The sequence below is a fragment of the Muricoccus vinaceus genome, assembly GCF_042433125.1.
Lineage (GTDB): Bacteria > Pseudomonadota > Alphaproteobacteria > Acetobacterales > Acetobacteraceae > Roseomonas > Roseomonas vinacea.
In genome coordinates this window covers 198,031-223,002 of the sequence record NZ_JBHLVZ010000069.1, presented here as the reverse complement: position 1 = coordinate 223,002, position 24,972 = coordinate 198,031, and the positions used below count along the sequence as shown (strand labels likewise).

Sequence of the window (24,972 nt, the reverse complement as noted above, 5' to 3'; positions counted from 1 at the left end):
TGGCCGGACAGGTTCCGGAGGATAACTGATCGAATGGCCAAGACTTCGTCAGTCGAGAAGAACAACATGCGCAAGCGCCTTTCCAAGGCGCATGCGGGCAAGCGCGCCGCCCTGAAGAAGGTGGTGATGGACCGCGAGCTGCCGGTGGAGGATCGCTTCGAAGCGACCCTCAAGCTGGCGCAGCTGCCGCGCAACGGGGCCAAGGTCCGCGTGCGCCTGCGCTGTGCGCTCACCGGCCGCCCGCGTGGCAACTACCGCAAGTTCCAGCTCAGCCGGAACATGCTGCGGGAGCTCGCGTCCAGCGGTCAGATTCCTGGCCTCACCAAGGCCTCGTGGTAAGGGAGGAGAGCACACATGCAGCTTTCCGATCCGTTGGGTGACATGCTCACCCGCATCCGTAATGGCCTGCGCGCGCGCCAGTCGCGCGTCATGTCGCCTGCTTCCCGCCTGCGCTCGGACGTCCTCGACGTCCTGAAGCGCGAGGGCTACATCCGCGGCTATCGCGGCGAGGAACTCCGTCCCGGCATCAAGGTGCTGGAGATCGAGCTGAAGTACGCCGAGGGCGAGCCCGCCATCAAGGAGATCACCCGCGTGTCCAAGCCGGGCCGCCGGGTCTACTCCAAGATCAAGGAGCTGCCGCGGATCTACAACGGCCTCGGCATTTCCATCCTCTCCACGCCCCGCGGCGTGATGAGCGACCTCGAGGCCCGCGCTGCCAATGTTGGCGGCGAAGTCCTCTGCCGCGTGTTCTGACGGAGGGCAGGGAACATGTCTCGCGTCGGTAAGTATCCGGTGAAGGTTCCCTCGGGCGTGACCATCACGCTCGAGGACCGCACCGTCGTGGCGAAGGGCAAGCTCGGCGAGCTGCGCCTTCCGGTCACGGAGAAGGTGGACATCACCATCGAGAACGGCGAAGTCGCCGTGGCGCCCCGCGGCGATGACCGCGCGGCGCGCACGATGTGGGGCACGACGCGCTCCCTCATCAACAGCATGGTCACGGGCGTTTCCACCGGCTTCACCAAGTCGATGGAGATCACCGGCACGGGTTATCGCGCCGCCGTCCAGGGCAAGGAGCTGGTGCTGAACCTCGGCTACAGCCACGAGATCCGCTACGCGATCCCCGAGGGCATCAAGATCACGACCGAGCGCCCCACGGCCATCAAGGTCGAGGGTGCCGACAAGCAGCGCGTCGGTCAGGTTGCGGCGGAGATCCGGGCGTACCGCGGTCCCGAGCCCTACAAGGGCAAGGGCATCAAGTACGACAACGAGACGATCCTCCGGAAGGAGGGTAAGAAGAAGTAATGCCGAACAAGCTCGCACTGACGCAGCGGCGCCGCGCGCGCACGCGCTACCAGATCAAGCTCAAGGGGGCCGGGCGCGTTCGCCTGTCCATCCACCGCTCGGGCCGCCACATCTACGCCCAGGTGATCGACGACAAGGCGGGCCGCACGCTCGCCGCCGCGTCCACCCTGGAGAAGACCGTGCGCGATGGCGCCCGCACCGGGGCCGACCTCGATGCCGCGACGGTCATCGGCAAGCTGGTGGCCGAGCGCGCGCTCGCCGCCGGCGTGACCGAGGTGGTCTTCGACCGCGGTCCCTACATCTATCATGGCCGGGTCAAGGCCCTGGCGGACGGCGCCCGTGAGGGCGGGCTGTCGTTCTGAGGAGCCGATAGAATGGCATACGCACCGCGTTCCAACGCGCCGCGTCCGGGCGGAGAGGGTGGCGGCGACGCCGACCGCCGCCGGGGCCGTGGGCGCCGCGACGACAACCGCGACAACCGTGGCGGCGATCGCGACAACGACGAGTTCAAGGACAAGCTCGTCACCATCAACCGCGTCGCCAAGGTGGTGAAGGGTGGCCGTCGGTTCTCCTTCGCCGCCCTGGTCGTGGTCGGTGACGAGAAGGGCCGCGTGGGCTGGGGCGCCGGCAAGGCGCGCGAGGTTCCCGAGGCGATCCGCAAGGCGACGGAGCGGGCCAAGCGCGGCCTGATCCGCGTGCCGATGCGCGAGGGCCGCACCCTTCACCACGACGTGATCGGCGAGTTCGGCGCCGGGCGCGTGATCCTGCGCGCGGCCCCGGCCGGCACGGGCATCATCGCCGGTGGCCCGATGCGCGCCGTCTTCGAGGTCCTGGGCATGGGCGACGTCGTCGCGAAGTGCACGGGCACCACGAACCCGCACAACATGGTCAAGGCGACCTTCGCCGGCCTGGCCCGCTGCACCTCCCCCCGGGCGGTGGCCGCGCGCCGCGGCAAGAAGGTGGCCGACCTGCTCCCCAACCCGCCCCGCGGCGGCGCGGTGGAGACGACGGCGGAGGCCGCCAATGTCTGACACCACGAAGCAGACCGTGAAGGTGACCCAGACCGGGTCGCCGATCGGCCGCAAGCCCGGCCAGCGCGAGACGCTGATCGGCCTCGGCCTGAACAAGATGAACCGGTCGCGTGAGCTCGAGGACACCCCCGCCGTGCGTGGGATGATCCGCAAGGTCGCGCACCTGATCAAGGTGGGCTGAACCATGAAGCTCCCATTGAAGCTCAACGAGCTGCGCGACAACGAGGGCGCCCGCCCGAAGTTCAAGCGCGTCGGCCGCGGCATCGGCTCCGGCAAGGGCAAGACCTCCGGCCGGGGCGTCAAGGGCCAGAAGGCCCGCACGGGCGTCTCGCTCAACGGCTTCGAGGGTGGTCAGCTCCCGCTGTACCGCCGCCTGCCCAAGCGCGGGTTCCACAACCTGTTCCGGGTGGAATACGCCGTGATCAACGTCGGCTCGATCGAGAAGGCGCTGGAATCCGGCACCCTCCCGGCCGGTGAGACGATCGACGAGGCTGCCCTGGTCAAGGCCGGCCTGGTCCGCCTGGCCAAGAAGGCCGGCGTCCGCCTGCTCGCCAAGGGCACGATCAGCCGCCCCGTGACCATCTCCGTCGCCGGGGCCTCGGCCTCCGCCATCGCGGCGGTTCAGGCGGCCGGCGGCACCGTCACCGTGCGCGAGACGGCGTCCGAGGAAGCCCCCGCGGCTTGATCGCGGTGGTTGCGGCCGCTACCTGAACCATTGGACTGTGCTGCGGCGCCGCGGGTAAAATCCCCCGGCGCCGCAGTCGTGAGAGAGGGCATTCCCATGGCGTCCGCAGCCGAGCAGCTCGCGGCCAATCTCAACCTCGGCGTGCTGTCCCGCGCGACCGAGCTGAAGAGCAGGCTCTGGTTCACCCTGGGCGCCCTGCTGGTCTACCGGCTGGGCACCTACATCCCCGTGCCCGGCGTGGACGCGGCCGTCATGGCCGAGATCCTGAACCAGCACGGCGGCGGCATCCTCGGCATGTTCGACATGTTCACGGGCGGCGCGCTCGGTCGCATGACCGTTTTCGCCCTGAACATCATGCCCTACATCTCCGCCTCCATCATCGTGCAGCTGATGTCGGCCGCCATCCCGGCCTGGGAAGCCCTCAAGAAGGAGGGTGAGTCCGGCCGCAAGAAGCTCAATCAGTACACGCGCTACCTCACGGTCCTCATCGCCTTCTTCCAGGCCTATGGCCTCGCGGTCGGCCTGGAGGGCATGCGCGGCAACTTCGGCGCGGCCGTGCTCGACCCCGGCCTCTTCTTCCGCGTCTCCTGCGTGACCACCCTGGTGGGCGGCACCATGTTCCTGATGTGGCTCGGCGAGCAGATCACCGCCCGGGGCGTCGGCAACGGCATCTCGCTGATCATCTTCGCGGGCATCGTCGCCAACCTGCCCCACGCCCTGGTCTCCACCCTCGAACTGGGTCGCACGGGTGCCCTCAGCCCGTTCTTCATCCTTTTCTTCCTGCTGATGGCGCTGGCCGTGATCGCCTTCGTGGTGTTCATCGAGCGCGCCCAGCGCAAGATTCCCGTGCAGTACCCGAAGCGCCAGGTCGGCAACCGCATGTTCGGCGGCGACTCCACCCACCTGCCGCTCAAGCTGAACACGGCCGGCGTGATTCCTCCGATCTTCGCCTCCTCGCTCCTGCTGCTGCCCGCCACCTTCTCCGGCTTCGCGGCCACCCAGGGGGAGGACACCTGGGTCACCCGCATGGCGGCCCTCCTGGCGCACGGCCAGCCCCTCTACATGGCGCTTTACGTGGCGCTGATCATCTTCTTCGCCTTCTTCTACACCGCGGTGGTCTTCAACCCGCAGGAGACGGCGGACAACCTGAAGAAGTACGGCGGCTTCGTCCCGGGCATCCGCCCCGGCGCCTCCACCGCCGAGTACTTCGACCGCGTGCTGAGCCGCCTCACCCTGGTTGGCGCCATCTACCTCTGCATCGTCTGCCTGATCCCGGAATTCCTGATCAGCCAGTATGGCGTGCCCTTCTATTTCGGAGGCACCAGCCTGCTGATCATCGTCTCCGTGACCATGGACACCGTGGCCCAGGTGCAGTCCCATCTCTTCGCGCACCAGTACGAGGGGCTGATTCGCAAGTCCCGCGTCGCCGGGCGCGGCGGCCCCGCACCCGTCACCCCGCGCGGAGGAAACACGCGGCGATGAACCTGATCCTTCTCGGACCGCCGGGTGCCGGCAAGGGCACCCAGGCCAAGACCCTCCAGGACCGATACGGCATCGCCCAGATCTCCACGGGCGACATGCTCCGCGCCGAGGTGAAGTCCGGCTCCGAGATCGGCAACCAGGCCCGCGCCATCATGGAGCGTGGCGACCTCGTGCCGGATGCCATCATCACCGCCATGCTGGCGCTCCGGGTGCAGAAGCCCGACTGCGCCAGCGGGTTCATCCTGGATGGCTTTCCCCGCACGGTTCCACAGGCTGAGGCGCTGGACGTGATGCTGGCCGAGATGGGGCTTGCCCTGAACCACGTCATCGAGCTGCAGGTGGACGACGCCGCCCTGGTGGAGCGCATCGCGGGCCGCTTCACCTGCTCCTCCTGCGGAACCGGTTACCACGATCGTTTCAAGCCGACCCAGCAGCCGGGCATCTGCGACGTCTGCGGCAGCCACGACTTCATCCGCCGCGCGGACGACAAAGCCGAAACGGTGGCCGCGCGCCTGGACGCCTATCACCGCCAGACCGCGCCCCTGCTCCCCTACTACGCGGCGCACGGCAAGCTCCGCCACGTGGACGGCATGGCCGACATGGCGACCGTCGCCCAGCAGCTTCAGGCCATCCTTGATGCGTCCTGAGGCACCCGGCGGCCGCGACGGCGACTCCCGGCTTGACTCGCAGAGCCTGTCCGACTAAATCGCCCCTCTTCGCGGCGGGCCCCACCCAGCCGCGATCCCGCTTGCACGGACGGTTCCCGTCTTCCATCGATTGGCCCTGCCGCCGCCGCGGCATGGTCAGGATCACCTCGCCGGGCGGCCTCGCCGACCGGCCCGAACGGAGCGAACGCTCCAGGAGAGCACCGTGGCGCGTATCGCCGGCGTGAACATCCCCGACAACAAGCGCGTGCTGATTTCGCTGCGCTACATCTACGGTATCGGCCCCAAGAACGCGGCCGACATCTGCACGAAGCTCGGCATCCCCGAGGAGCGCCGGGTGAACCAGCTCTCCGAGGACGAGCTGCTTCGCCTGCGCGCGATGCTGGACACCGACTACCGCGTCGAGGGTGACCTCCGCCGCGAGGTCGCGATGAACATCAAGCGCCTCATGGACATGGCCTGCTACCGCGGCCTCCGCCATCGCCGCGGCCTGCCGGTGCGCGGCCAGCGCACGCACACGAACGCCCGCACCCGCAAGGGCAAGGCCGTCGCGATCGCCGGCAAGAAGAAGGTGACGAAGTAAGATGGCGCGTCAGCCGAACGCCGGGTCCCGCCCGCGCAAGAAGGAACGGAAGAACATCTCTTCCGGCGTGGCCCACGTGCTCGCCTCCTTCAACAACACGATCGTCACGATCACCGACAGCCAGGGCAACGCGATCGCCTGGTCGTCCTCTGGCTCGCAGGGCTTCAAGGGCAGCCGCAAGTCCACGCCCTATGCCGCCCAGGTCGCCGCCGAGGACGCGGGCAAGAAGGCCCGCGAGCACGGCATGGAGACGCTGGAGATCATGGTCTCCGGCCCCGGTTCGGGCCGCGAGAGCGCGCTCCGCGCCCTGCAGGCCGTCGGCTTCTACGTGACGGCCATCAAGGACGTGACGCCGATCCCGCACAACGGCTGCCGCCCCCGCAAGCGGCGCCGGGTCTGAGGGGGAGGGTATCACCACCATGAGTGGCGCGATGGATCGCAACTGGCGTTCCCTGATCAAGCCCGAGCGTCTGGACGTGGAGGGTGGCAACGACCCCGCCCGCACCGCGACCATCGTGGCGGAGCCGCTGGAGCGCGGCTTCGGCATGACGCTCGGCAACGCGCTGCGCCGTATCCTGCTGTCCTCCCTTCAGGGGGCAGCGGTGACGGCCGTGCAGATCGAGGGCGCGCTGCATGAATTCAGCAGCCTTCCCGGCGTCCGCGAGGACGTCACGGACATCGTCCTGAACATCAAGCGCCTGGCCATCCGCATGCAGGGCGAGGGCTCCAAGCGCCTTTCCCTGACCGCGACCGGCCCGGGCGAGGTGACGGCCGGCCAGATCCAGGTCACCGGCGACATCGAGGTCGCCAACCCGGATCTCGTGATCTGCACCCTCGACGACGGCGCCAAGCTGAACGCCGAGCTGACGGTCGCGACCGGCAAGGGCTATGTCCCCGCCTCCGAGAACCGCCCCGAGGACGCGCCGATCGGCCTGATCCCTGTGGACGCCATCTACTCGCCCGTCCGCCGCGTGGCCTATCGCGTGGAGCCGACCCGCGTCGGCCAGCGCACGGACTACGACAAGCTGGTGCTGACGGTGGAGACGGACGGCACGGTTTCGCCGGATGACGCGGTGGCCCTCGCCGCCCGCATCCTGCAGGACCAGCTGCAGCTCTTCATCAACTTCGACGAGCCGCGCGAGGCGCGGGCCGCCGAGGTCGAGGACGACCTGCCGTTCAACCGCAACCTGCTCCGCAAGGTTGACGAGCTGGAGCTCTCCGTCCGCTCGGCCAACTGCCTGAAGAACGACAACATCGTCTACATCGGCGACCTCGTTCAGAAGTCCGAGCAGGAAATGCTGCGCACGCCGAATTTCGGCCGCAAGTCGCTGAACGAGATCAAGGAGGTTCTCACCTCCATGGGTCTGCAGCTCGGCATGAACGTCGCGGGCTGGCCGCCCGAGAACATCGAAGATCTGGCGCGGAAGGTGGACGAGCCGTTCTGACGGCCGTCCGGGAAGGGTAGAGACAATGCGTCACGGAATGGCCGGGCGGAAGCTCAACGTCACCTCCAGCCACCGGATCTCCATGTTCCGGAACATGGCGACCAGCCTGCTCAAGCACGAGCAGATCACCACCACGCTGCCCAAGGCAAAGGAGCTGCGCCCCTACGTGGAGCGCATCATCACCCTGGGCAAGCGCGGCGACCTGAACGCCCGCCGCCAGGCGGCCGCGCAGATCCGCGACCCGCTGGTGGTCCGCAAGCTGTTCGACACGCTGGCCCCGCGCTACGCGGCGCGCACCGGCGGCTACACCCGCGTGCTCCGCGCCGGCATCCGCTACGGCGATGCCGCGCAGATGGCGGTGATCGAGCTGATCGAGCGCGACGTCGCCGCCAAGGGCCTCGACAGCGGCCCGCGGCCCGAGGTCGCGGAGGAAGAGACGGCCGAGGCGTGACCACGCCTCTCCGTCAGGAGCGTGGGAGGGCGGGTGGGAGACCACTCGCCCTTCTTCTTTTGGCGCTCCTCATGGCCGCTCCGGCCCGCGCCCAGGTGGACCGCGCCCCCTCCGCCCTGAACCTCGTCGGTCAGCCCGTCTCGGCCCTGGCTGCCCATCCGGACGTGGTGGTCATCCTCCGCTCCGTCACGCGCGGCCGCCAGACCTATGTGCTGCGCCACCTCCGCGCCGCCGAACCCGGCGGCCTCCACAGCGCCGACGACCGGTACATCTTCGGCTGGACCTGCGACGGCGGCGACTGCCCGCAGGAAGGCCTCTTCATGGGCTACGACACCCAGACCGAGCGCCTCTACCTCCTCCTGGTGGACGAGGGCGTCGCCAGCCTCACCGTCCCCACCCGCCGGTCGCCCTGGCCCGCGCCCATGGCCGAGGCGGTGCTCGCCATGAAGCCCGACCTCCCCAACCTGCGCGCGGAATAGGTGGGGGAAGGGGGCGGCCATCGCGGCAACGCACGCCCCACCCGCCCGTTCCCCCTGCGGATCGGGAAAGGATCATCGCCATGTTGCGCTGGGCCATCGGACTTGCCGTGCTCTTCGCCCTGCTGGCCCTGCTCGCGAGGGTGCTGCAGTTCGGCTTCTCCGTCGCACTCCTCGGGGTTGCCGCCGTTGCGCTGGTTGTGGCCCTGGTCGCCGGCCTTGCCGCCAAGGCCGGTGCCGGAAGCGGCGGTCCTCCCGATCGTGCCGCTTGAACCGGGCCTACTCGGCCCGGATCCCGGCCTCGCGAACGAGGCTCGCCATGCTTTCGCGTCCTTCGCGCACGAAACGCCCGAATTCGGTGGGAGAGGACCCCACCGGCAGCGCCACGATCTGGTCCAGCCGCGCCCGCACGGTCGCGTCGGCCAGCGCTGCGGCCACCGCGGCATGCAGCCGCTCCGCCACCTCGCCCGGCGTTCCCGCTGGCGCGAACAACGCGCACCACTCGGCGATCGTCAGCCCGGGTAGGCCAGCCTCGGCAAAGGTCGGCACATCGGCGCGCGAGGGCAGGCGGGTCTCGGTCGCCACCGCCAGCATCCGCGCGCGGCCCGAGTCCACGATCGGCCCAGCCGAGAGAGCCGTGATGAAGGTGCCGTCCAGCACCCCCGCCGCCAGGTCGCGCGCCGCATCCGCCCCGCCGCGGTAGGGCGCATGGGTCAACTCGATGCCGGCCAGCCGCTGCAACCGGGCCAGCGCCAGGTGCCCCGCCGTCGCGTTGCCCTGGGTGCCGATGTTCAGCGCCCCCGGCCGGGCCTTGGCCAGTGCCACGAACTCCGCCAGCGTCCGCGCGGGGCTCTCCGCCTTCACCGCCAGAACCTGCGGAAAGGTGGTCGCCAGCGTCACCGGCAGGAAGGCCGTGGTGTAGTCGAAGGAAAGCCCGCGAAGCAGGCTCGGGTTCACGATGTGCGACGACGCGTCCCAGAGAAGGGTGTACCCGTCCGGCGCCGCCTGCGCGACCGTGGCGCCGCCGTTGGAGCCGCTGCCTCCCGTGCGGTTCTCCACCACAACGGTCTGCCCCAACCGCTCTCCCATCTTCGGCGCCAGCACCCGTGCCGCGCTGTCAGCGGCTCCCCCGGCCGCGAAGGCCACGATCAGCCGAATGGGCCGGGTCGGGAATGTGCCCTGGGCCCGTACCAGCCCCGGCGTGGCAAGAACCGCGGAAACGCCCAGCAAGGCGCGACGATGGAACATGGACTGCTCTCCCCAAGGGCCTGAATGCAAGCTCGGCCGGGGATGGAGGCCGCGCGCGCCTGCCGCGTCAAGATTGCCCCGCCGCTCCCCCCCACCCTTGCCCCCGCCCGCCCCCGCGCGCTTGATGCGCGAAGAACCCCGGAGCCCCGAATGCGCGTCACCGTCGTGCAGATGAACCCCGGCGCCGACAAGGCCGCCAACATCGCCCAGGCGCAGCGGCTCTGCGCCGCCGCCATCGAGGCCGACCGCCCGGACATCGTCGCGCTGCCGGAGATCTGGACCTGCCTCGGCGGCGACCGCGCCACCAAGCTCGCCGCCGCCGAGCTCCTTCCCGAGCCCGGCTCAAACGCCCCCGGCGGCGAGGCCTACGAGGCCCTCCGCGCCATGGCGGTGGCCAACCGCATCCACGTCCACGGCGGCAGCATCGGCGAGCGCGTGGGCGACCGCCTGCGCAACACCAGCCTCCTCTTCGCGCCGGATGGCCGCGAGGTCGCCCGCTACAGCAAGCTCCACCTCTTCGACATCACTGCTCCCGACGGCACCGGCTACCGCGAGAGCAGCACCTACGATGCCGGCAGCGCCGTGGTCACGGCCAGGGCCGGCGACACCCAGTGCGGTCTCGCCATCTGCTACGACGTCCGCTTCCCCGAGCTCTTCCTTTCCCTCCGCCAGGCCGGCGCCGAACTCATCTTCCTGCCCGCCGCCTTCACGCTCCAGACCGGCAAGGACCACTGGGAGGTCCTGATCCGCGCCCGCGCCATCGAGACCCAGTGCTGGATCGCGGCCCCCGCCACCTGGGGCCAGCACATGGAGCCACGCGGGCCCCGCCACACCTTCGGGCATTCCCTGGTCTGCGATCCCTGGGGCCAGGTCGTGGCCCGCTGCTCCGACGGCACGGGCTGGGCCACCGCCCGGATCGACCCAGCGCTCACCGCCCGCATCCGCGCCGACATGCCCGTGCTGGAGCACCGCCGCCTGCCTCTCGCCACATGACCGCCGCCCTTCTCGGCGGCGCCGACCCCGACGCCGTCCGCGAGCTGCCCGAGGACCTGTCCGGCCGCATCGCCTTCAACGCCGCCTCCACGGCCGAGGCCGCCGCCGCCCATGCCCGCCTCGCCGCCCTCTACGGCGACGCCCCCATCGAGCAGGCCGCGGTGGTCGTGGCCCTCGGCGGGGACGGCGCCATGCTGGAAACCCTGCACCGCTTCCTCGGCCGCAACCTCCCGGTCTATGGCATGAACCGCGGCAGCGTCGGCTTCCTGATGAACCCCTACCGCGAGGACGGCCTGCACGAGCGCCTCCGCGCCGCCCAGGCCGCCTCCCTCCAGCCGCTCCGCATGCGCACCACCGACGCCGAGGGCGCGGTGGCGGAAGCCCTCGCCATCAACGAGGTCTCGCTTCTCCGCGAAACCCGCCAGGCCGCCAAGATCCGCATCATCGTGGACGGCAAGGTCCGCCTGCCGGAGCTGATCTGCGACGGCATCCTCGTCTCCACCCCTGCCGGCAGCACCGCCTACAACCTGTCGGCCCACGGGCCGATCATCCCGCTCGGCACCAACCTCCTGGCGATGACCCCCATCTCCGCCTTCCGCCCACGCCGCTGGCGCGGCGCCCTCCTGCCCGGCAACGCCTCCGTCGCCTTCGAGATCCTGGAGGCCGAGAAGCGTCCGGTCGCCGCCGTGGCCGACTACACGGAGGTGCGCGACGTCCGCCGCGTGGAGATCTGCGAAACCACCAGCCACCGCCTCACCATGCTCTTCGACCCCGACCAGGGCCTCCCAGAGCGTATCCTGGCCGAACAGTTCACGGTCTGACCCTGCCCTTGCCGGACGTCCGGCCGCCTCCGCCACCGGGGATGCGGCCGAACCGGCGGGCCAGCCCCGCCCGCCCCCCTCAGCGTCCCAGGAAACCCTCCAGCGCCGCCAGCACCTCCTCCGGCGCCTCTTCCGCCAGATAGTGCCCGCTGTTCACCGCGCCGCCCTCGATCGTCCCATCCGCGAAGTCGCGCCAAAGCCGGATCGGCTCGTACCACCGCCCGATCTTCCCCTTCGCTCCCCACAGCACCAGCATGGGGCAGCGGACCCGCTCCCCCGTCGTGCGCGAGGTCCGGTCGTGCTCCAGGTCGATCCCCGCCGCCGCCCGGTAATCCTCGCAGATCGACTCCACCGTCCCCTCCAGCCGCAGCGCCGCCAGGTAGTCGGCCCGCGCCTCCGGGTGGAAGAAGCCGTCATCCTTGGGCTCGCGCGAGGTCTGCAGGCGGAACCAGTCCTCCACGTCCCGCCGGATCATCCGCTCGGGCAGGGGATGCTTCTGCGCCAGGAAGAACCAGTGCCAGTACCCCAGCGCGAAGGCCATGTCGGTGCGCTCGAAATGCGCGAGCGTCGGCACGATGTCCATCACGCAGAGGCGCTCCACCATGGCCGCATGGTCCAGCGCCAGCCGGTGCGCCACCCGCGCGCCCCGGTCATGCGCCACCACCCCGAAGCGCCGGTGCCCCAGCCCCTCCATCAGCGCCGCCATGTCCGCCGCCATCGCCCGCTTGGAGAAGTTCGCGCTGTCGGCCGCCATGGCCGGCTTCCCGCTGAACCCGTAGCCCCGCAGGTCCGGGCAGACCACCGTGAACCGGCGCGCCAGCACAGGCGCCACCCGGTGCCACATGGCATGGGTCTGCGGATTGCCGTGCAGCAGCAGCAGCGGCGGGCCCTCGCCCCCGCGCCGCAGCCGCAGCGTCACCCCGTTCGCCTCCCGGGTCTCCAGCGCAAACCCCTCGAAGATCATCCCACACCCTCCCTCGCACCCGCGGGCCGGCCCGCAGCGCAACCGGCGCGCATCCTGCCCCGCGCCACCCCCTCCGTCAGCCCGTTCCCCCGGGCGCCGATCCATGCCATCGCTCCGCCAACCGCCGCGCCCGCGCGACACCCGGCGCGGGCCGCAAACAAGGCAACGGACCTCCCGCATGAGCACCCGCACCACCCGCCGCCGCGCGCTGGCCCTTCCCGCGCTTCTCGCCGCAACCGGCGCGGCGCTGCCGCCGGCCGCCCGCGCCCAGCCCGCGCCCGCTCCCTGGAGCCCCGCGCGCCCGGTCTCCCTCGTGGTCCCCTATCCCGCCGGCGGCCCCACCGACGTCCTCGCCCGCCTCGTCGCGGCCGAACTCGCCAGGGACCTGGCCTCTCCGGTGGTGGTCGAGAACATCGGCGGCGGCGGCGGCTCCATCGGCACCCGCCGCGTCGCCACCGGCCCGGCCGACGGCACCGCCATCATGCTCGCCTCCAACCAGACCCACGCCACCAACATCTCCCTCCTGCCCGATGGCGGCGGCTACGACCCCGTGCGGGACTTCACCCCCATCGCCGGCCTGGCCGACCTCCAGCACATCCTGGTCGCCCGCCCGGACGTGCCCGCCGGCACGGTCGCCGAACTCCTGGCCCTCGCCCGCGCCCAGCCCGGCAAGCTCGCCTGCGCCTCCACCGGCCAGGGTTCGGCCTCGCACCTCACGCTGGAACTCTTCCGCGCGAAAACCGGCGCCGACCTCGTGCACGTCCCCTATCGCGGCGCCTCGCCCATGCTGAACGACCTGCTCGGCGGCCACGTCCAGCTCGCCTTCGCCACCACGCCCACGGTTCTCACCCAGGTCCAGTCCGGCAGGCTGCGCGGCCTCGCCGTCGCCTCCCCGAACCGCTCCCCCCACCTCCCGGACCTGCCCACCCTGGCCGAGGCCGGCGTCCCCGGCGTCGAGGCCGATGCCTGGTTCGCCCTCTTCGCCCCCGCCGCCATCCCGGCACCGGCCCTGGCCCGCCTGCGCGAGCTCACCCTGGCCGCCATGGCCCGCGAACCCGTCCGCGCCCGCACCACGGAGGTCGGCATGACCGTCCACACCCGCTCCGCCGAGGACATGGCCAGCTTCCTGCGCGAGGACATCGCCCGCTGGGCCGAGGTCATCCGCGCCGCTAACGTGAAGCCGGAATAGGAGCCGAAACAACAAAACGCCGCCGGTCCCCATGGAACCAGCGGCGCATCGCACCCGAACACCGGAAGGGAAGGGGGCTACCGCCCCCGCGTCCGCGCCTTGCGCGCCGCGTAGCGCCGGTCGCGCTCGGCCTTCGCCTCGATCAGCGCCAGCCGGGCCTGCTCCGCCGCCTCGGCCGCCTGCCGGGCCAGCTCCGCCTGGCGGGCCTCCTCCTCGGCGATCAGGCGCAGGCGCTCGGCCTCCTGGCGCGCCTTCTCTTCTTCCTTCAGGCGCCGGCGCTCGGCCTCGCGCACCTCGCGCGCCTCGATGATCTGCCGGCGCTCCTCCTGCCGGGCGAGCACCGTGGGGTCGTCGGCCGCCGGCCGCGCCTTGAAGCGCTCCAGCAGCGCCTTCTTGGCTTCCGTCGAATTCTTGCTGCGGTCGCTGAACTCTGTGCCCTTGAGGGTTCGCATCATCGCTCTCTGCTGTGGGATCCCGCCGCGGGGATCGACCGGTTCACCGTGCCGGAAAGGCCGCGTCGCGGAATGGGCGTCAGGTGGCATTGCCAGGGCAAAAAAGAAAGCCCGTAAGCGCAACGCCCAGCCATGCCCACGAGGCCAGCAGGGAAAACAGGCCCCTGCCACCTTCCGCCCCATGAACGCAGCAACCCGCGGAAAGTCGGCCGCGAAAACTCCGCCTCCGGGTGGCAACGTGCCCCCATTCGCCATGCAGGCATCGATCAGCCCATGCCGCTCGTTGCGTCCACGCGAAAGGCTGCCGGATGGATCGCGCCGGCACTTCCCGCGCCGTGGCCGCTCCGCCCACCGCCACCAGCCCAATCCAGGCCACCGCCAAAGCTTCCGGGAAGCGGTTCAGCATGCCCCTCCGTCCCCGTTCCGCACCACGTCCTTCGCCAGCTTCCCAGGGGAACCGCGCGGGGAAAACAGACAACCCGCCCGAACAAAAAAAAGCCGCCGGTCCACCAGGACCAGCGGCCAAGTCAAACAGGGAGGCTTCACGTCTGGGAGACGCGGGATCCCGGAGGACCCCGTCCGAATCAGTCACGGACAAAAGGAACGCTAGGCCCGGCCGGACCATGCGGGCTGCGCCAAGACCATCCAGCGGCCATGCATCATACGCATGGCGACCTCTCACATCCCAGCCAGTTCCGCGACCAGGAAGTCCCGGAACACCGCCACCCGCTTCGAATTCCGCATTTCCTCCGGATACACGAAGAAAGCCTCGATCTTCGGCGTCTTCAGCTCCGGTAGCACCGGCACCAGCTCCGCCAGGTCCTCGCCCATGTAGTCCGGCAACGCCGCCAGCCCGAGCCCGGAGCGCACCGCCCGCAGCATGGCCGTGAGCGAGTTCACCTCCACCACGGCCCGCCGCGGCGATCCCGGCCGCCGCCCGGCCTCGGCCAGCCAGTTGATGTCGTCCACCGGCGGCCGGTAGTCGCCGTAGATGATCAGGCGATGCGCATCCAGGTCCTCGGCCCGCGCCGGCATCCCCGCTCCACGCAGGTAATCCGGAGAGCCCACCACCTTCCAGCCGAAGGTCGCGATGTGCCGCTGGATCAGGTCGGGCTGCCGGGGCGGGTGCATGCGGATCGCAAGGTCCGCCTCCCGCATCGCCAGGTCCAGCTCGGTGTCGTCCAGCAGCAGCGTGACCGTCACCTCCGGATGCATCTTCAGGAACTTCTCCAGCCGCGGCGCCAGCCAGGTGGAGCCGAAGCCCGTCGTGGTCGTCACCTTCAGCCGCCCCGCGGCCCGCTCCCGGCTCTCGGTCAGCAGCGCCTCGGTCATGGCCAGCTTGGCGAAGACCTCCCGCACCGTCTTGTTCAGCGTCTCGCCCTGCTCCGTCAGGATCAGCCCGCGCGCGTGCCGGTGGAACAGCGGCACCGCCAGGCTTTCCTCCAGCGCCTGGATCTGCCGCGACACCGCCGACTGGCTGAGGTTCAGCGTGTCCCCCGCATGGGTGAAGGACCCCGCCTCCGCCACCGCGTGGAACACGCGCAGCTTGTCCCAATCCAGCGGCATCAGGCATCCACCGCGTCATAGGCGGCCGGGGAGGGCGCGTCGTCCGGCATGTGCGCCAGCCACTTCTCCGCATCCAGCGCCGCCATGCACCCGCTCCCCGCCGCCGTCACCGCTTGGCGGTAGATCCGGTCCTGCACGTCGCCCGCCGCGAAAACCCCGGCCACGCTGGTCCGCGCCGAACCCTTCTCCGTCACGATGTAGCCATCCCCATCCGTCTCGATCTGCCCGCGGAACAGCGCCGTCGCCGGGTCATGCCCGATCGCCACGAACATCCCGTGCACGGGCATCTCGAAATGCCCGCCCCCCACCAGGTCCCGCAGCCTCAGCGCCCGCAGCGCCGGGAAGCGGTCCTCCGTCGCCAGCGCCGCCTCCACGGTCGTGTTCCACATCACCGAGATCCTGGGATGGTTGAACAGCCGCTCCTGCATGATGCGCTCGGCCCGCAGGCTGTCCCGCCGGTGGATCAGCGTCACCTTGGAAGCCAGCCCCGCCAGATACAGCGCCTCCTCCACCGCCGAATTGCCCCCGCCGATGACCGCCACCTCCTTGCCCCGGAAAAAGAACCCGTCGCAGGTCGCGCAGGCCGAGACGCCGAAGCCGGAAAGCTCCTTCTCCCCGGGGATGCCCAGCCAGCGCGCCTGCGCCCCCGTGGCGATCACCAGCGCCGAGGCCTCGTAGGTGTCCCCCGAATCCCCCACCGCCCGGAACGGCCGCGCCCCCAGCGCCACCTCCGTCACCACGTCGCCGATGATCCGCGTGCCGACGTGCTCGGCCTGCGCCCGCATCTGATCCATCAGCCATGGGCCCTGAACGGCGGCCGCGAAGCCCGGGTAGTTCTCCACGTCGGTGGTGATGGTCAGCTGGCCGCCAGGCTGGAGCCCGGCAACCAGGATCGGCTCCAGCCCAGCGCGCGCCGCGTAGATGGCCGCGGTGTAGCCGGCCGGCCCGGCGCCAAGGATGAGCAGTCGCGTACGGTGGGTCTCGGCCACGTCAATGTCCCGGATGCAATGCAGAGTCGCGGCCGCACCATATCGGTGCGAGCCCCCCGTTGCACCACCCCGCCCTTGAAGCCCGCCCCCTACACGGGGGATAGTCCGACGCCCTGAAGCGTCCAGGCCACACCCGCAGCCGATTCGGCCCCCAGGGGCCCCCAGGCAAGCGGTTGGCCCCGGGACGAAGCGGCCCGAGACGGAACGGCCCGAGAAGAAGATGCGCCCTTGAAAGACCTCGGCCCCGCCAGCCTCGACGCCACCGACCGCGACATCCTCCGGGAACTGCAGGCCGACGGCCGCATGACCAACGTGGCCCTGGCCGCCCGGGTCGGCCTCTCCGCCCCGCCCTGCCTGCGCCGCGTCCGCCGGCTGGAGGAAACCGGCGTCATCCGCGGCTACCACGCCGATGTGGAGCCGGCCTCGCTGGGCTGGGAGATCACCTTCTTCGCCGTGGTCGGCCTGGAAAGCCAGAAGCTCCCCGTGCTGGAAGCCTTCGAGGCGTTGGTCCGCGAATGGCCGGAGGTACGCGAGTGCCACATGATCCGCGGCGGCGGCGACTTCCTGCTGCGCCTGGTCGCCCGCAGCCCCGCGCACGAGAACGAACTCACCAACCGCCTCACCGGCGCTCCCACCGTCAGCCTGGTCCGCACCCTCCAGACCATCCGCACCTCCAAGGACGAGGCCGGCGTGCCCGTGGAGGGCTAGCGGCGCCGCCTCACCCCCGCCGCACCACGTAGTCCCCGGCCTCCAGCGCCGCCACGATCGCGGCCCCCTGCACGGAATCCCGAACCTCCACCATCAGCTCCAGCTCCGCCGTCTGCACGGAGGGCGCGGCGAACAGCCGCTGGTGGCTCACCTCGATCACGTTGCCGCCCGCCGCCGCCACCCGCGTGGAAATATCCGCCAGCACGCCCGGCCGGTCCGGGATCTCCAGGTGCAGCCGGAGGAAGCGCCCGTCCCGCAGCAGGTTCCGCAGCAGCACGTTGGCCAGGATCCGCGGGTCGATGTTTCCCCCGCAAACCGCCGTCGCCACCCGCTTGCCCGCGAACAGCGCGGGAAAGCCCAGCACCGCCGCCAGCCCCGCCGCCCCGGCCCCCTCGGCGGTCACCTTGGCGTTCTCGGCCAGCACGGCGATGGACTGCTCCACCACCGCCTCCGGCACCACCAGCACCTCGATGCCCATGTCGCGCAGCATGGCGAAGGGCAGCTCGCCCACGTCGCGCACCGCGATGCCCTCGCACACCGTCGGCCCGCCCACGGAAACAGGCCTGCCCGCCAGGCGCTGCGCCATGGCCGGATAGCCCTCGACCTCCACCCCATAGACCGTGAGCCCCGGCCGCGCCTCCGCGATGGCGGCCACGCAGCCCGCCAGCAGCCCGCCCCCGCCCACCGGCAGGATCACCGCGTCCAGCTCCCCCGCATCCTCCAGGATCTCCAGCGCCATGGTCCCCTGGCCCGCGATCACCGCCGGGTCGTCATAGGGATGCACGAAAACCAGCCCGTCCCGCGCGGCCCGCTCATAGGCATGGGCCGCCGCCTCGGCCAGCGTTTCCCCATGCAGCACCACGTTGGCGCCCCAGCCCTCGGTTCGCACCACCTTGGTGGCCGGGGTGAAGCGCGGCATCACGATGGTGGCCGAAACCCCGCGCAGAGCGGCATGGCGCGCCACCGCCTGGGCATGGTTGCCCGCGGACATGGCGATCACCCCCGCCGCCCGCTCGCGCGCCGAAAGCAGCGCCAGCCGGTTCGCCGCCCCGCGCTCCTTGAAGGCCCCCGTCGCCTGGAGGTTGTCCAGCTTCAGCAGCACCTCGGCGCCCGCGATCCGGCGGATCGCCTGCGGCTCCACCAGCGGCGTGCGCAGCACCGCCCCCCGGATCCGCTCCGCCGCCGCCCGCACGTCGGCCAGCGTCACCGCGCCCGGCACCAACCCCCCGGGCGCCATCGGACCCGGCGGGATCGCGCCCGCCCCGTCCTTCACCACCGCGGAAGGCGACACCGCCCGCGCCAGGGCCACGCGCGCCCCCTCAGCCGTAGGAAACGGCGGTGATCTCGACGGAGCGCGCCCCGCCCGGCGCCGGCACCTCGACGCTGTCGCCCACCTTGCGCCCGATCAGCGCCTTGGCCAGCGGCGAGGAAATGGAGATCGACCCGTTCTTCATGTCCGCCTCGTAGGCGCCGATGATCCGGTAGGTCTTCTCGTCCTCCGTTTCCTCGTCGACGATCGTCACGCGCGCCCCGAACCGCACCTGGTCCCCGGACAACCGCGACACGTCGATCACCTCCACCGAGGGGATGACGGATTCCAGGTCCGCGATCCGCCCCTCGATGAAGGACTGCTTCTCGCGGGCCGCGTGGTACTCGGCGTTCTCGGACAGGTCGCCATGCGCCCGCGCCTCGGCGATCGCGCGGATCACCGCCGGCCGCTCCTCGGCGCGCAACACACGGAGCTCATCCTCGAGGCGCGCGAGCCCCTCGGCGGTCATCGGGAACTTCTGCACGGGCGGTAATCCCCCCAATTGCGACACGGACTCACAAAAGCCACCCGCCGCCCGTCCATGGGACGCCGGATGGCCAGGATGAACACCGCCGCGCACCGGGCCGGAACGGCCGGGAATGCGCGGCGGGGTAAAACGCTTTGGGGCGGGCGCCGGCCCTCCATTCAAGGAAGTCGCCGGCTCCCGCCCCATCCTTCCCAGACCACCCCCCTTCCGGAGGGACCGGCCCGTTACGAGAACGAAGGCCGAAAATACGCCTGCAACGGCGCCACATCAAGGGTTCCCGCCCGGAGCGCCGCGATGGCGTGCACCGCCGCGCGCGCCCCGGCCACGGTGGTGTAGTGCGGCACCCCCTGCGTCAGGGCCCCGCGCCGGATGTCGAAGCTGTCGCTGACCGAGCGCCCTCCATGGGTGGTGTTGATCACCAGCTGGATGTCGCCAGACTTGATGGCGTCCACGCAGTGCGGCCGCCCCTCCAGCACCTTGTTCACCACCCGCACCGCGAGCCCGGCCTCGCGCAGCCGGGACGCCGTGCCCCGGGTCGCCAGAAGGTCGAAGCCCATCTCGGATAGCCGCCGCGCCAGCGACACCGCGTGCGCCTTGTCGGAATCCTTGACCGAGACAAAGGCCGTGCCCGCCTCCGGCAGCTTCACCCCGGCGCCCATCTGGCTCTTGAGGAAGGCCCGCTCGAAGGACAGGTCCAGCCCCATCACCTCGCCCGTGGACTTCATCTCCGGCCCGAGCAGCACGTCCACGCCGGGGAAGCGGTTGAAGGGGAACACCGCCTCCTTCACCGCCACGTGGCGCGAGATGGTGGTGTCGTCCAGCCGGAACTCCGCCAGCTTCGCCCCCGCCATCACCCGCGCCCCGATCTTGGCCACGGGAATGCCGGTCGCCTTGGCCACGAAGGGCACTGTGCGGGACGCGCGCGGGTTGACCTCGAGGACGAAGATCTCCCCGTCTTTGACCGCGTACTGCACGTTCATCAGCCCGCGCACCTTCAGCGCCCGCGCCATGGCCTCCGTCTCGGCCTTCAGCTCGGTGATGATCGCCGGCGGCAGCGAATAGGGCGGCAGCGAGCAGGCGCTATCCCCCGAATGGATCCCCGCCTCCTCGATGTGCTCCATCACCCCCGCGACATAAACCTCGCCCGCGCTGTCGGCGATGCAGTCCACGTCCACCTCGATCGCGTCCTGCAGGTACTGGTCGATCAGGATCGGGTTCTCGCCCGAAACCTTCACCGCCTCCTTGCCGAAGCGCAGCAGCTGCTCGTGGTTGTGCGCGATCTCCATCGCCCGCCCGCCCAGCACGTAGGAAGGCCTGACCACCACGGGATACCCGATCCGCTCGGCCTCCTGGACCGCCTCGTCCAGGTTCCGCGCGATCCCGTTCTGCGGCTGCTTCAGCCCCAGCCCCTTCAGCATCTGCTGGAACCGCTCGCGGTCCTCGGCGATGTCGATCGCCTCCGCGCTGGTGCCCAGGATGGGGATGCCCGCCCGGTCCAGCGCCTGGCTCAGCTTCAGCGGCGTCTGCCCGCCATACTGCACGATGCAGCCCAGCAGCGTGCCCCGCTCCTGCTCCTTGCGGATCAGCGCCACCACGTCCTCCTCCGTCAGCGGCTCGAAATACAGCCGGTCGGAGGTGTCGTAGTCGGTGGAAACCGTCTCCGGGTTGCAGTTGACCATGATTGTCTCGAAGCCTGCCTCGCGCAGCGCATAGGCCGCGTGCACGCAGCAATAGTCGAACTCGATGCCCTGCCCGATCCGGTTCGGCCCGCCGCCCAGGATCACCACCTTGGTCCGGTCCGTCGGATCGCTCTCGCAAACCGGCGCCCCGAACCCGCCCTCGTAGGTCGAGTACATATAGGGCGTGCCCGAGGCGAACTCCGCCGCGCAGGTGTCGATCCGCTTGTACACGGCCCGCACCCCCAGCCCCGTGCGCAGCACCTCCACCTCCGGCTCGTGCAGTCCGGCCAGCTTGGCCAGCCGCTTGTCCGAGAAGCCCAGCGCCTTGAGCCTGCGCATCCCGTCCGCCTCCGCCGGCAGCCCGTCCCGGATCACCCCGGCCTCGGCCGCCACGATCTTCTCCACCTCGCGCAGGAACCAGGGATCGAACTTGCAGGCCGCGTGGATCGTCTCCACGTCCAGCCCCGCACGGAAGGCCTGCGCCACCGTCAGCACCCGGTCCGGCGTCGGGGAAGCCAGCGCCGCGATATAGGCCTCCCGCGACCCGTCCCCCGGCACCGGGATCTCGTCCAGCCCCGAGAACCCCGTCTCCAGGCTCCGCAGCCCCTTCTGCAACGCCTCCGGAAAGGACCGCCCGATCGCCATCGCCTCGCCCACCGACTTCATCGCGGTGGTCAGCGTGTTCGGCGTGCCCGGGAACTTCTCGAAGGTGAAGCGCGGGATCTTCACCACCACGTAGTCGATCGTCGGCTCGAAGGCCGCCGGCGTGGTCCCCGTGATGTCGTTCGCCAGCTCGTCCAGCGTGTAGCCAACGGCCAGCTTCGCCGCGACCTTGGCGATCGGGAACCCCGTGGCCTTGGACGCCAGCGCCGAGGACCGCGACACCCGCGGGTTCATCTCGATCACCACCATGCGCCCGTCCGCCGGGTTGATCCCGAACTGCACGTTCGACCCGCCGGTGTCCACGCCGATCTCCCGCAGGCACGCAATGGAGGCATCGCGCATCCGCTGGTATTCCTTGTCCGTCAGCGTCAGCGCCGGCGCGATGGTCACGGAATCGCCGGTGTGCACGCCCATCGGGTCCAGGTTCTCGATGGAGCAGACGATGATGCAGTTGTCGGCGCTGTCGCGGACCACCTCCATCTCGAACTCCTTCCAGCCCAGCACGCTCTCCTCGATCAGCACCTCCGTGGTCATGGAGGCATCCAGCCCCGAGGCCACGATCTGCTCGAACTCCTCGCGGTTGTAGGCGATGCCGCCGCCCGTGCCGCCCAGCGTGAAGCTCGGCCGGATCACGCAGGGCAGCTTCACCTGGTCCAGCCCCTCCCAGGCCTCGGCCATGCTGTGCGCGATGTGGGAGCGCGGGCTCTCGATGCCGATCTTCGTCATCGCGTCACGGAACTTCAGCCGGTCCTCGGCCTTGTCGATCACCTCCGCCTTGGCCCCGATCAGCTCGCAGCCATACTTCGCCAGCGCGCCGGAGGCATCGAGCTTCAGCGCGGTGTTGAGCGCCGTCTGCCCGCCCATGGTCGGCAGGATCGCGTCCGGCCGCTCCTTGGCGATGATCTTCTCCACCATCTCGGGCGTGATCGGCTCGATATAGGTCGCGTCCGCCAGCTCCGGGTCGGTCATGATCGTCGCCGGGTTGGAGTTCACCAGGATCACCCGGTACCCCTCGGCGCGCAGCGCCTTGCAGGCCTGGGCGCCCGAATAGTCGAACTCGCAGGCCTGCCCGATGATGATCGGCCCGGCGCCGATGATCATGATGGACTTGATGTCGGTGCGCTTCGGCATGGCTCAGGCCCTCCGGGGCAGCAAGGAAAGGATGACGGCGGCCGCGCCCTGGAGCACGGCGGAAAAGGTGACGGCGAGCAGCACCATCTCGTCGAGGCGATAGGCGGTGAAGCTCAGGAGAAGGGCGCCGAGACCCGCGGCGCCGATGCAGGCAAGCCCGCCCATGAAGGCGCGGGCCGTGCGCGGCAGCGCCCGCAGCGCGCGGTGGACGAGCGGCGTGCCGATAACGAGCACGCCCAGCGACACGCCGGCGCTGTAGAACAGCGGATCCAGGTTGAGGCCGTGCTCGCTCACCGCCGGCGACCCAGGAAGGGGCGGCCGATCAGGAACAGCAGCAGGTGCACCCCGGCCCAGAGCGCCGCCGCCACCGCGCGCCCGGTCTCGAACCCCTCGCCCGAGAAGAACACCACGCCCCCCAGCGCGAGGAACGAGATCGCCACCCCGCCCGTCCAGGCACGGTCGCGCGGCTGCCCCACCCGCACCAGCGTCCACCAGGCCAGCAGCGAGAGCGGCAGCGCCAGGAACAGCAGCCGGATCATGTCCGGCCCTCCGTCGCCAGCGTCGCCGCGAGCAGCCCGAGCGCGCCGCCCAGCACCCAGCGCTGCACCGCGAGCCAGCCCGGCCGCGTCGCCAGGAAGCGCGACACCGCGCCCGCGCCCACCACCATCCCCACGTCGAACAGCGTGCAGATGCCGATCTGCACCGCGCCCAGCACCACGCCCTGCGCGAAAAGGCTGCCCCGCTCCGGGTCCATGAAGGCCGGGAGCACCGCCACGTAAAACAGCGCCACCTTCGGGTTCAGCGCCGCCGTCGCGAAGCCGAGCGAGAACAGCCGCACCCCGCCCTCCGGCGGGATCGGCCGCGGCGCGAACAGCGGCGCCCCGTCCGGCCGCAGGCTCTGCCAGGCCAGCCAGCCCAGATAGGCCGCGCCGCCCAGCCGCGTGACGTCATAGGCATAGGGAACCGTCAGCAGCGCCGCCGTCACCCCCGCCGCCGCGCCCAGCATGATCGCCAGGCTGCCCGCCTGGCACCCGGCCAGCGAAACCATCCCCGCCCGCGCCCCCTGGGTCAGCGTGCGCGACACCAGATAGAACAGGTTCGGCCCCGGCGTGACCGCCAGCCCGACCGAGAGCGCCGCGAAGGCCAGCAGGGAGGACAGCGACGGCACGATCAGCCCGCCGCCATCATCCCGGTGAAGCGATGGAACAGGTGGTGGCTGTCGCTCGGCCCGGGCGAGGCCTCCGGATGGTACTGCACGGAAAAGGCCCGCTTCGCCTCGCAGGCGATCCCCTCGTTCGACCCGTCGAACAGGCTCACATGCGTCACCGTCACGCCCTCGGGCAGCGACTTGTCGTCCACCGCGAAGCCATGGTTCTGCGAGGTGATCTCCACCCGCCCCGTGGCGAGGTCCTTCACCGGCTGGTTCGCGCCGCGATGCCCGCGCTCCAGCTTGTAGGTCTTCGCGCCCAGCGCCAGCGCCAGCAGCTGATGCCCCAGGCAGATCCCGAACACCGGCTTCCCGGCCTCCAGCACGCCCCGGATCGCCGGCACCGCATAGGCGCCCGTCGCCGCCGGGTCGCCCGGCCCGTTGCTCAGGAACACCCCGTCCGGCCCGTGCCGCAGGATCTCCTCCGCCGTCGCGTCGGCGGGCACCACCACCACCTCGCAGCCCGCATCCGCCAGGCAGCGCAGGATGTTGCGCTTGGCGCCGTAATCCACGGCCACCACCTTGTGCTTGGGCGCGGTCTGCTTCCCGTAGCCCTGGCCCCAGGCCCAGAGGCTCTCGTCCCAGGAATAGGACTGCCGGCAGGACACCTCCTTCGCGAGGTCCATCCCCTCCAGCCCCGGCCAGCCCGCCGCCTCCGCCCGCAGCGCGGGAAGGTCGAACACCCCGTCCGGCGCGTGGCAGATCACCCCGTTCGGCGGCCCGCCGTCACGGATCATCACCGTCAGCGCCCGCGTGTCCACGCCGGAAATCCCGGGCATCCCGTGGCTCTTCAGCCAGTCGTCCAGGTGCCGCGTCGCCCGGTAGTTGGAGGGCTCCGTCAGGTCGGCCTTCACCACCAGCCCCAGCGCCGCCGCGGTGGTCGCCTCCACGTCCTCCACATTGGCGCCGACATTGCCGATATGCGGAAAGGTGAAGGTGATGATCTGCCCGGCATAGGACGGATCGGTCAGCGTCTCCTGATACCCGGTCATGCCCGTGTTGAAGCACACCTCGCCCACGCGCTTGCCCGTGGCGCCGAAGCCGTACCCCCAGAACACCGCCCCATTGCCCAGCACCAGGCAGGCCGTCGCCCCCGGCGGCGCGCGATCGGCCTGCGCGGAAGCGGTGGCCTGGCGATCGGGGGCAGGGGTCATGGACGGCTCCTGGACGGAAGGTGTCGTGGGGTCGGCATCGGCGCGCGGCAGGTCGTCCAGCGCAAGCCCCGTCGCCGCCAGCACCGATGGCCAGTGCCGGGGTGGGATGGCCCGCGCCTGCCGCCACTTCCGGATGGCTTCCGTGCCCACCCCGCAATGGGCCGCCGCCGCGCTGGCGCCGCCCATCAGGGTCAAAACTTGCTCGACGGTCCGCATGCACCCGATATGTGGGAAACCACTTCCCAATGGAAGGGGGTTTCCCAGGCTTCTGGTAAATCACTTCCCATGCGCG

31 protein-coding genes are annotated in these 24,972 nt (G+C 70.7%); 19 read left to right on the top strand and 12 right to left on the bottom strand.

Translation table 11 applies throughout. The features are described from left to right. Nucleotides 1-33: 33 nt before the first annotated feature. The 15 genes from rpsN to ACFFIC_RS20020 all read left to right on the top strand — a co-directional run bounded on the left by rpsN (nucleotide 34) and on the right by ACFFIC_RS20020 (nucleotide 8,392). Nucleotides 34-339, top strand: coding sequence for a 30S ribosomal protein S14 (gene rpsN / locus ACFFIC_RS20090; RefSeq protein ID WP_140885972.1), 306 nt, complete (start codon nucleotides 34-36; stop codon nucleotides 337-339). A gap of 15 nt (nucleotides 340-354) precedes the next feature. Continuing rightward, nucleotides 355-753, top strand: coding sequence for a 30S ribosomal protein S8 (gene rpsH / locus ACFFIC_RS20085; protein WP_377053634.1), 399 nt, complete (start codon nucleotides 355-357; stop codon nucleotides 751-753). A gap of 15 nt (nucleotides 754-768) precedes the next feature. Further along, on the top strand, nucleotides 769-1,302 hold the full coding sequence (gene rplF, locus ACFFIC_RS20080) for a 50S ribosomal protein L6 (RefSeq protein WP_377053632.1): 534 nt from the start codon (nucleotides 769-771) through the stop codon (nucleotides 1,300-1,302). Further along, nucleotides 1,302-1,664 carry a 50S ribosomal protein L18 gene (rplR, locus tag ACFFIC_RS20075; RefSeq protein WP_377053630.1) on the top strand — a complete coding sequence of 121 codons (363 nt, stop codon included), beginning with the start codon at nucleotides 1,302-1,304 and terminating at the stop codon, nucleotides 1,662-1,664. The genes rplF and rplR overlap by 1 nt, the downstream gene beginning before the upstream one ends. 12 nt (nucleotides 1,665-1,676) lie before the next feature. Beyond that, nucleotides 1,677-2,333, top strand: a complete 657-nt coding sequence (rpsE, locus tag ACFFIC_RS20070) for a 30S ribosomal protein S5 (RefSeq protein ID WP_377053628.1) — start codon at nucleotides 1,677-1,679, stop codon at nucleotides 2,331-2,333. Further along, nucleotides 2,326-2,514, top strand: coding sequence for a 50S ribosomal protein L30 (gene rpmD, locus ACFFIC_RS20065; RefSeq protein WP_377053626.1), 189 nt, complete (start codon nucleotides 2,326-2,328; stop codon nucleotides 2,512-2,514). The genes rpsE and rpmD overlap by 8 nt, the downstream gene beginning before the upstream one ends. A 15-nt stretch (nucleotides 2,515-2,529) precedes the next feature. Then, entirely contained in the window at nucleotides 2,530-3,018 is a 489-nt protein-coding gene (rplO, locus tag ACFFIC_RS20060; RefSeq protein ID WP_377053671.1) for a 50S ribosomal protein L15, read from the top strand. 96 nt (nucleotides 3,019-3,114) lie between these two features. Beyond that, the gene (secY, locus tag ACFFIC_RS20055; protein ID WP_377053624.1) at nucleotides 3,115-4,500 is read left to right on the top strand and encodes a preprotein translocase subunit SecY; all 1,386 of its coding nucleotides are present in this window, start codon (nucleotides 3,115-3,117) and stop codon (nucleotides 4,498-4,500) included. After that, nucleotides 4,497-5,147: an adenylate kinase gene (locus ACFFIC_RS20050; RefSeq protein ID WP_377053622.1), complete on the top strand. Its 651-nt coding sequence runs from the start codon at nucleotides 4,497-4,499 to the stop codon at nucleotides 5,145-5,147. Before secY ends, ACFFIC_RS20050 begins: the two co-directional genes overlap by 4 nt. A 223-nt stretch (nucleotides 5,148-5,370) precedes the next feature. After that, nucleotides 5,371-5,748, top strand: coding sequence for a 30S ribosomal protein S13 (gene rpsM, locus ACFFIC_RS20045; protein ID WP_377053620.1), 378 nt, complete (start codon nucleotides 5,371-5,373; stop codon nucleotides 5,746-5,748). 1 nt (nucleotide 5,749) lies between these two features. After that, the gene (gene rpsK / locus ACFFIC_RS20040; protein WP_043835425.1) at nucleotides 5,750-6,148 is read left to right on the top strand and encodes a 30S ribosomal protein S11; all 399 of its coding nucleotides are present in this window, start codon (nucleotides 5,750-5,752) and stop codon (nucleotides 6,146-6,148) included. A 31-nt stretch (nucleotides 6,149-6,179) separates the two neighbouring features. Beyond that, complete coding sequence (locus ACFFIC_RS20035) at nucleotides 6,180-7,193, top strand: DNA-directed RNA polymerase subunit alpha (RefSeq protein WP_377053617.1); 1,014 nt, start codon at nucleotides 6,180-6,182, stop codon at nucleotides 7,191-7,193. 25 nt (nucleotides 7,194-7,218) lie between these two features. Then, nucleotides 7,219-7,644 (top strand): 50S ribosomal protein L17, encoded by a 426-nt coding sequence (gene rplQ, locus ACFFIC_RS20030; RefSeq protein ID WP_140885963.1) that lies wholly within the window; start codon nucleotides 7,219-7,221, stop codon nucleotides 7,642-7,644. 71 nt (nucleotides 7,645-7,715) lie between these two features. Continuing rightward, entirely contained in the window at nucleotides 7,716-8,123 is a 408-nt protein-coding gene (locus tag ACFFIC_RS20025; protein ID WP_377053615.1) for a hypothetical protein, read from the top strand. An 80-nt stretch (nucleotides 8,124-8,203) separates the two neighbouring features. After that, entirely contained in the window at nucleotides 8,204-8,392 is a 189-nt protein-coding gene (locus ACFFIC_RS20020) for a hypothetical protein (protein WP_377053613.1), read from the top strand. Nucleotides 8,393-8,399: 7 nt separating this feature from the next. Here ACFFIC_RS20020 and ACFFIC_RS20015 read toward each other — a convergent pair whose 3' ends face one another. After that, nucleotides 8,400-9,368 carry a Bug family tripartite tricarboxylate transporter substrate binding protein gene (locus ACFFIC_RS20015; protein WP_377053611.1) on the bottom strand — a complete coding sequence of 323 codons (969 nt, stop codon included), beginning with the start codon at nucleotides 9,366-9,368 and terminating at the stop codon, nucleotides 8,400-8,402. Nucleotides 9,369-9,518: 150 nt separating this feature from the next. On the opposite strand from ACFFIC_RS20015, the gene ACFFIC_RS20010 reads away from it, so the two are divergent. Together ACFFIC_RS20010 and ACFFIC_RS20005 are read left to right on the top strand one after the other, a co-directional pair. After that, entirely contained in the window at nucleotides 9,519-10,361 is an 843-nt protein-coding gene (locus ACFFIC_RS20010) for a carbon-nitrogen hydrolase family protein (RefSeq protein WP_377053609.1), read from the top strand. Then, nucleotides 10,358-11,182 carry an NAD kinase gene (locus tag ACFFIC_RS20005; RefSeq protein WP_377053607.1) on the top strand — a complete coding sequence of 275 codons (825 nt, stop codon included), beginning with the start codon at nucleotides 10,358-10,360 and terminating at the stop codon, nucleotides 11,180-11,182. Before ACFFIC_RS20010 ends, ACFFIC_RS20005 begins: the two co-directional genes overlap by 4 nt. 79 nt (nucleotides 11,183-11,261) lie before the next feature. Here ACFFIC_RS20005 and ACFFIC_RS20000 read toward each other — a convergent pair whose 3' ends face one another. Continuing rightward, nucleotides 11,262-12,146, bottom strand: coding sequence for an alpha/beta fold hydrolase (locus tag ACFFIC_RS20000; protein WP_377053605.1), 885 nt, complete (start codon nucleotides 12,144-12,146; stop codon nucleotides 11,262-11,264). A gap of 178 nt (nucleotides 12,147-12,324) precedes the next feature. On the opposite strand from ACFFIC_RS20000, the gene ACFFIC_RS19995 reads away from it, so the two are divergent. Next, nucleotides 12,325-13,335 (top strand): Bug family tripartite tricarboxylate transporter substrate binding protein, encoded by a 1,011-nt coding sequence (locus ACFFIC_RS19995; RefSeq protein WP_377053603.1) that lies wholly within the window; start codon nucleotides 12,325-12,327, stop codon nucleotides 13,333-13,335. A gap of 77 nt (nucleotides 13,336-13,412) precedes the next feature. Here the strand turns inward: ACFFIC_RS19995 and ACFFIC_RS19990 are convergent, their stop codons facing one another. The 3 genes from ACFFIC_RS19990 to trxB form a co-directional block, all read right to left on the bottom strand. Beyond that, a complete protein-coding gene (locus ACFFIC_RS19990; RefSeq protein WP_377053601.1) occupies nucleotides 13,413-13,790 on the bottom strand; it encodes a DUF6481 family protein in 378 nt (125 codons plus the stop codon). 675 nt (nucleotides 13,791-14,465) lie between these two features. Continuing rightward, entirely contained in the window at nucleotides 14,466-15,353 is an 888-nt protein-coding gene (locus ACFFIC_RS19985) for a LysR family transcriptional regulator (RefSeq protein WP_377053599.1), read from the bottom strand. Further along, nucleotides 15,353-16,342, bottom strand: a complete 990-nt coding sequence (gene trxB / locus ACFFIC_RS19980; RefSeq protein ID WP_377053597.1) for a thioredoxin-disulfide reductase — start codon at nucleotides 16,340-16,342, stop codon at nucleotides 15,353-15,355. The genes ACFFIC_RS19985 and trxB overlap by 1 nt, the downstream gene beginning before the upstream one ends. A 228-nt stretch (nucleotides 16,343-16,570) precedes the next feature. Here trxB and ACFFIC_RS19975 point away from each other — a divergent pair, with 228 nt between their 5' ends. After that, on the top strand, nucleotides 16,571-17,050 hold the full coding sequence (locus tag ACFFIC_RS19975; RefSeq protein WP_377053595.1) for an Lrp/AsnC family transcriptional regulator: 480 nt from the start codon (nucleotides 16,571-16,573) through the stop codon (nucleotides 17,048-17,050). A gap of 10 nt (nucleotides 17,051-17,060) precedes the next feature. On the opposite strand, the gene ACFFIC_RS19970 is transcribed toward ACFFIC_RS19975, so the two are convergent. The 7 genes from ACFFIC_RS19970 to carA form a co-directional block, all read right to left on the bottom strand. Then, complete coding sequence (locus ACFFIC_RS19970; protein ID WP_377053669.1) at nucleotides 17,061-18,287, bottom strand: threonine ammonia-lyase; 1,227 nt, start codon at nucleotides 18,285-18,287, stop codon at nucleotides 17,061-17,063. Nucleotides 18,288-18,369: 82 nt separating this feature from the next. Continuing rightward, nucleotides 18,370-18,843 carry a transcription elongation factor GreA gene (gene greA, locus ACFFIC_RS19965; protein WP_377053593.1) on the bottom strand — a complete coding sequence of 158 codons (474 nt, stop codon included), beginning with the start codon at nucleotides 18,841-18,843 and terminating at the stop codon, nucleotides 18,370-18,372. Nucleotides 18,844-19,070: 227 nt separating this feature from the next. Next, entirely contained in the window at nucleotides 19,071-22,319 is a 3,249-nt protein-coding gene (gene carB / locus ACFFIC_RS19960) for a carbamoyl-phosphate synthase large subunit (protein WP_377053591.1), read from the bottom strand. A 3-nt stretch (nucleotides 22,320-22,322) separates the two neighbouring features. Continuing rightward, nucleotides 22,323-22,613: a hypothetical protein gene (locus tag ACFFIC_RS19955; protein ID WP_377053589.1), complete on the bottom strand. Its 291-nt coding sequence runs from the start codon at nucleotides 22,611-22,613 to the stop codon at nucleotides 22,323-22,325. After that, nucleotides 22,610-22,858 carry a hypothetical protein gene (locus ACFFIC_RS19950; protein ID WP_377053587.1) on the bottom strand — a complete coding sequence of 83 codons (249 nt, stop codon included), beginning with the start codon at nucleotides 22,856-22,858 and terminating at the stop codon, nucleotides 22,610-22,612. Before ACFFIC_RS19950 ends, ACFFIC_RS19955 begins: the two co-directional genes overlap by 4 nt. Beyond that, entirely contained in the window at nucleotides 22,855-23,487 is a 633-nt protein-coding gene (locus tag ACFFIC_RS19945; protein ID WP_377053585.1) for a LysE family translocator, read from the bottom strand. Before ACFFIC_RS19945 ends, ACFFIC_RS19950 begins: the two co-directional genes overlap by 4 nt. Nucleotides 23,488-23,489: 2 nt before the next feature. After that, a complete protein-coding gene (gene carA / locus ACFFIC_RS19940) occupies nucleotides 23,490-24,896 on the bottom strand; it encodes a glutamine-hydrolyzing carbamoyl-phosphate synthase small subunit (RefSeq protein WP_377053583.1) in 1,407 nt (468 codons plus the stop codon). Between the last annotated feature and the right edge of the window lie 76 nt (nucleotides 24,897-24,972).

Bases quoted from the DNA above. Each gene is read 5' to 3' on its own strand.
- rpsN (WP_140885972.1), top strand. From the start codon at position 34: ATGGCCAAGACTTCGTCAGTCGAGAAGAACAACATGCGCAAGCGCCTT.
- rpsH (WP_377053634.1), top strand. From the start codon at position 355: ATGCAGCTTTCCGATCCGTTGGGTGACATGCTCACCCGCATCCGTAAT.
- rplF (WP_377053632.1), top strand. From the start codon at position 769: ATGTCTCGCGTCGGTAAGTATCCGGTGAAGGTTCCCTCGGGCGTGACC.
- rplR (WP_377053630.1), top strand. From the start codon at position 1,302: ATGCCGAACAAGCTCGCACTGACGCAGCGGCGCCGCGCGCGCACGCGC.
- rpsE (WP_377053628.1), top strand. From the start codon at position 1,677: ATGGCATACGCACCGCGTTCCAACGCGCCGCGTCCGGGCGGAGAGGGT.
- rpmD (WP_377053626.1), top strand. From the start codon at position 2,326: ATGTCTGACACCACGAAGCAGACCGTGAAGGTGACCCAGACCGGGTCG.
- secY (WP_377053624.1), top strand. From the start codon at position 3,115: ATGGCGTCCGCAGCCGAGCAGCTCGCGGCCAATCTCAACCTCGGCGTG.
- ACFFIC_RS20050 (WP_377053622.1), top strand. From the start codon at position 4,497: ATGAACCTGATCCTTCTCGGACCGCCGGGTGCCGGCAAGGGCACCCAG.
- rpsK (WP_043835425.1), top strand. From the start codon at position 5,750: ATGGCGCGTCAGCCGAACGCCGGGTCCCGCCCGCGCAAGAAGGAACGG.
- ACFFIC_RS20035 (WP_377053617.1), top strand. From the start codon at position 6,180: ATGGATCGCAACTGGCGTTCCCTGATCAAGCCCGAGCGTCTGGACGTG.
- rplQ (WP_140885963.1), top strand. From the start codon at position 7,219: ATGCGTCACGGAATGGCCGGGCGGAAGCTCAACGTCACCTCCAGCCAC.
- ACFFIC_RS20025 (WP_377053615.1), top strand. From the start codon at position 7,716: ATGGCCGCTCCGGCCCGCGCCCAGGTGGACCGCGCCCCCTCCGCCCTG.
- ACFFIC_RS20020 (WP_377053613.1), top strand. From the start codon at position 8,204: ATGTTGCGCTGGGCCATCGGACTTGCCGTGCTCTTCGCCCTGCTGGCC.
- ACFFIC_RS20015 (WP_377053611.1), bottom strand. From the start codon at position 9,368: ATGTTCCATCGTCGCGCCTTGCTGGGCGTTTCCGCGGTTCTTGCCACG.
- ACFFIC_RS20010 (WP_377053609.1), top strand. From the start codon at position 9,519: ATGCGCGTCACCGTCGTGCAGATGAACCCCGGCGCCGACAAGGCCGCC.
- ACFFIC_RS20005 (WP_377053607.1), top strand. From the start codon at position 10,358: ATGACCGCCGCCCTTCTCGGCGGCGCCGACCCCGACGCCGTCCGCGAG.
- ACFFIC_RS20000 (WP_377053605.1), bottom strand. From the start codon at position 12,146: ATGATCTTCGAGGGGTTTGCGCTGGAGACCCGGGAGGCGAACGGGGTG.
- ACFFIC_RS19995 (WP_377053603.1), top strand. From the start codon at position 12,325: ATGAGCACCCGCACCACCCGCCGCCGCGCGCTGGCCCTTCCCGCGCTT.
- ACFFIC_RS19990 (WP_377053601.1), bottom strand. From the start codon at position 13,790: ATGATGCGAACCCTCAAGGGCACAGAGTTCAGCGACCGCAGCAAGAAT.
- ACFFIC_RS19985 (WP_377053599.1), bottom strand. From the start codon at position 15,353: ATGCCGCTGGATTGGGACAAGCTGCGCGTGTTCCACGCGGTGGCGGAG.
- ACFFIC_RS19970 (WP_377053669.1), bottom strand. From the start codon at position 18,287: ATGGCGCCCGGGGGGTTGGTGCCGGGCGCGGTGACGCTGGCCGACGTG.
- carB (WP_377053591.1), bottom strand. From the start codon at position 22,319: ATGCCGAAGCGCACCGACATCAAGTCCATCATGATCATCGGCGCCGGG.
- ACFFIC_RS19950 (WP_377053587.1), bottom strand. From the start codon at position 22,858: ATGATCCGGCTGCTGTTCCTGGCGCTGCCGCTCTCGCTGCTGGCCTGG.
- carA (WP_377053583.1), bottom strand. From the start codon at position 24,896: ATGCGGACCGTCGAGCAAGTTTTGACCCTGATGGGCGGCGCCAGCGCG.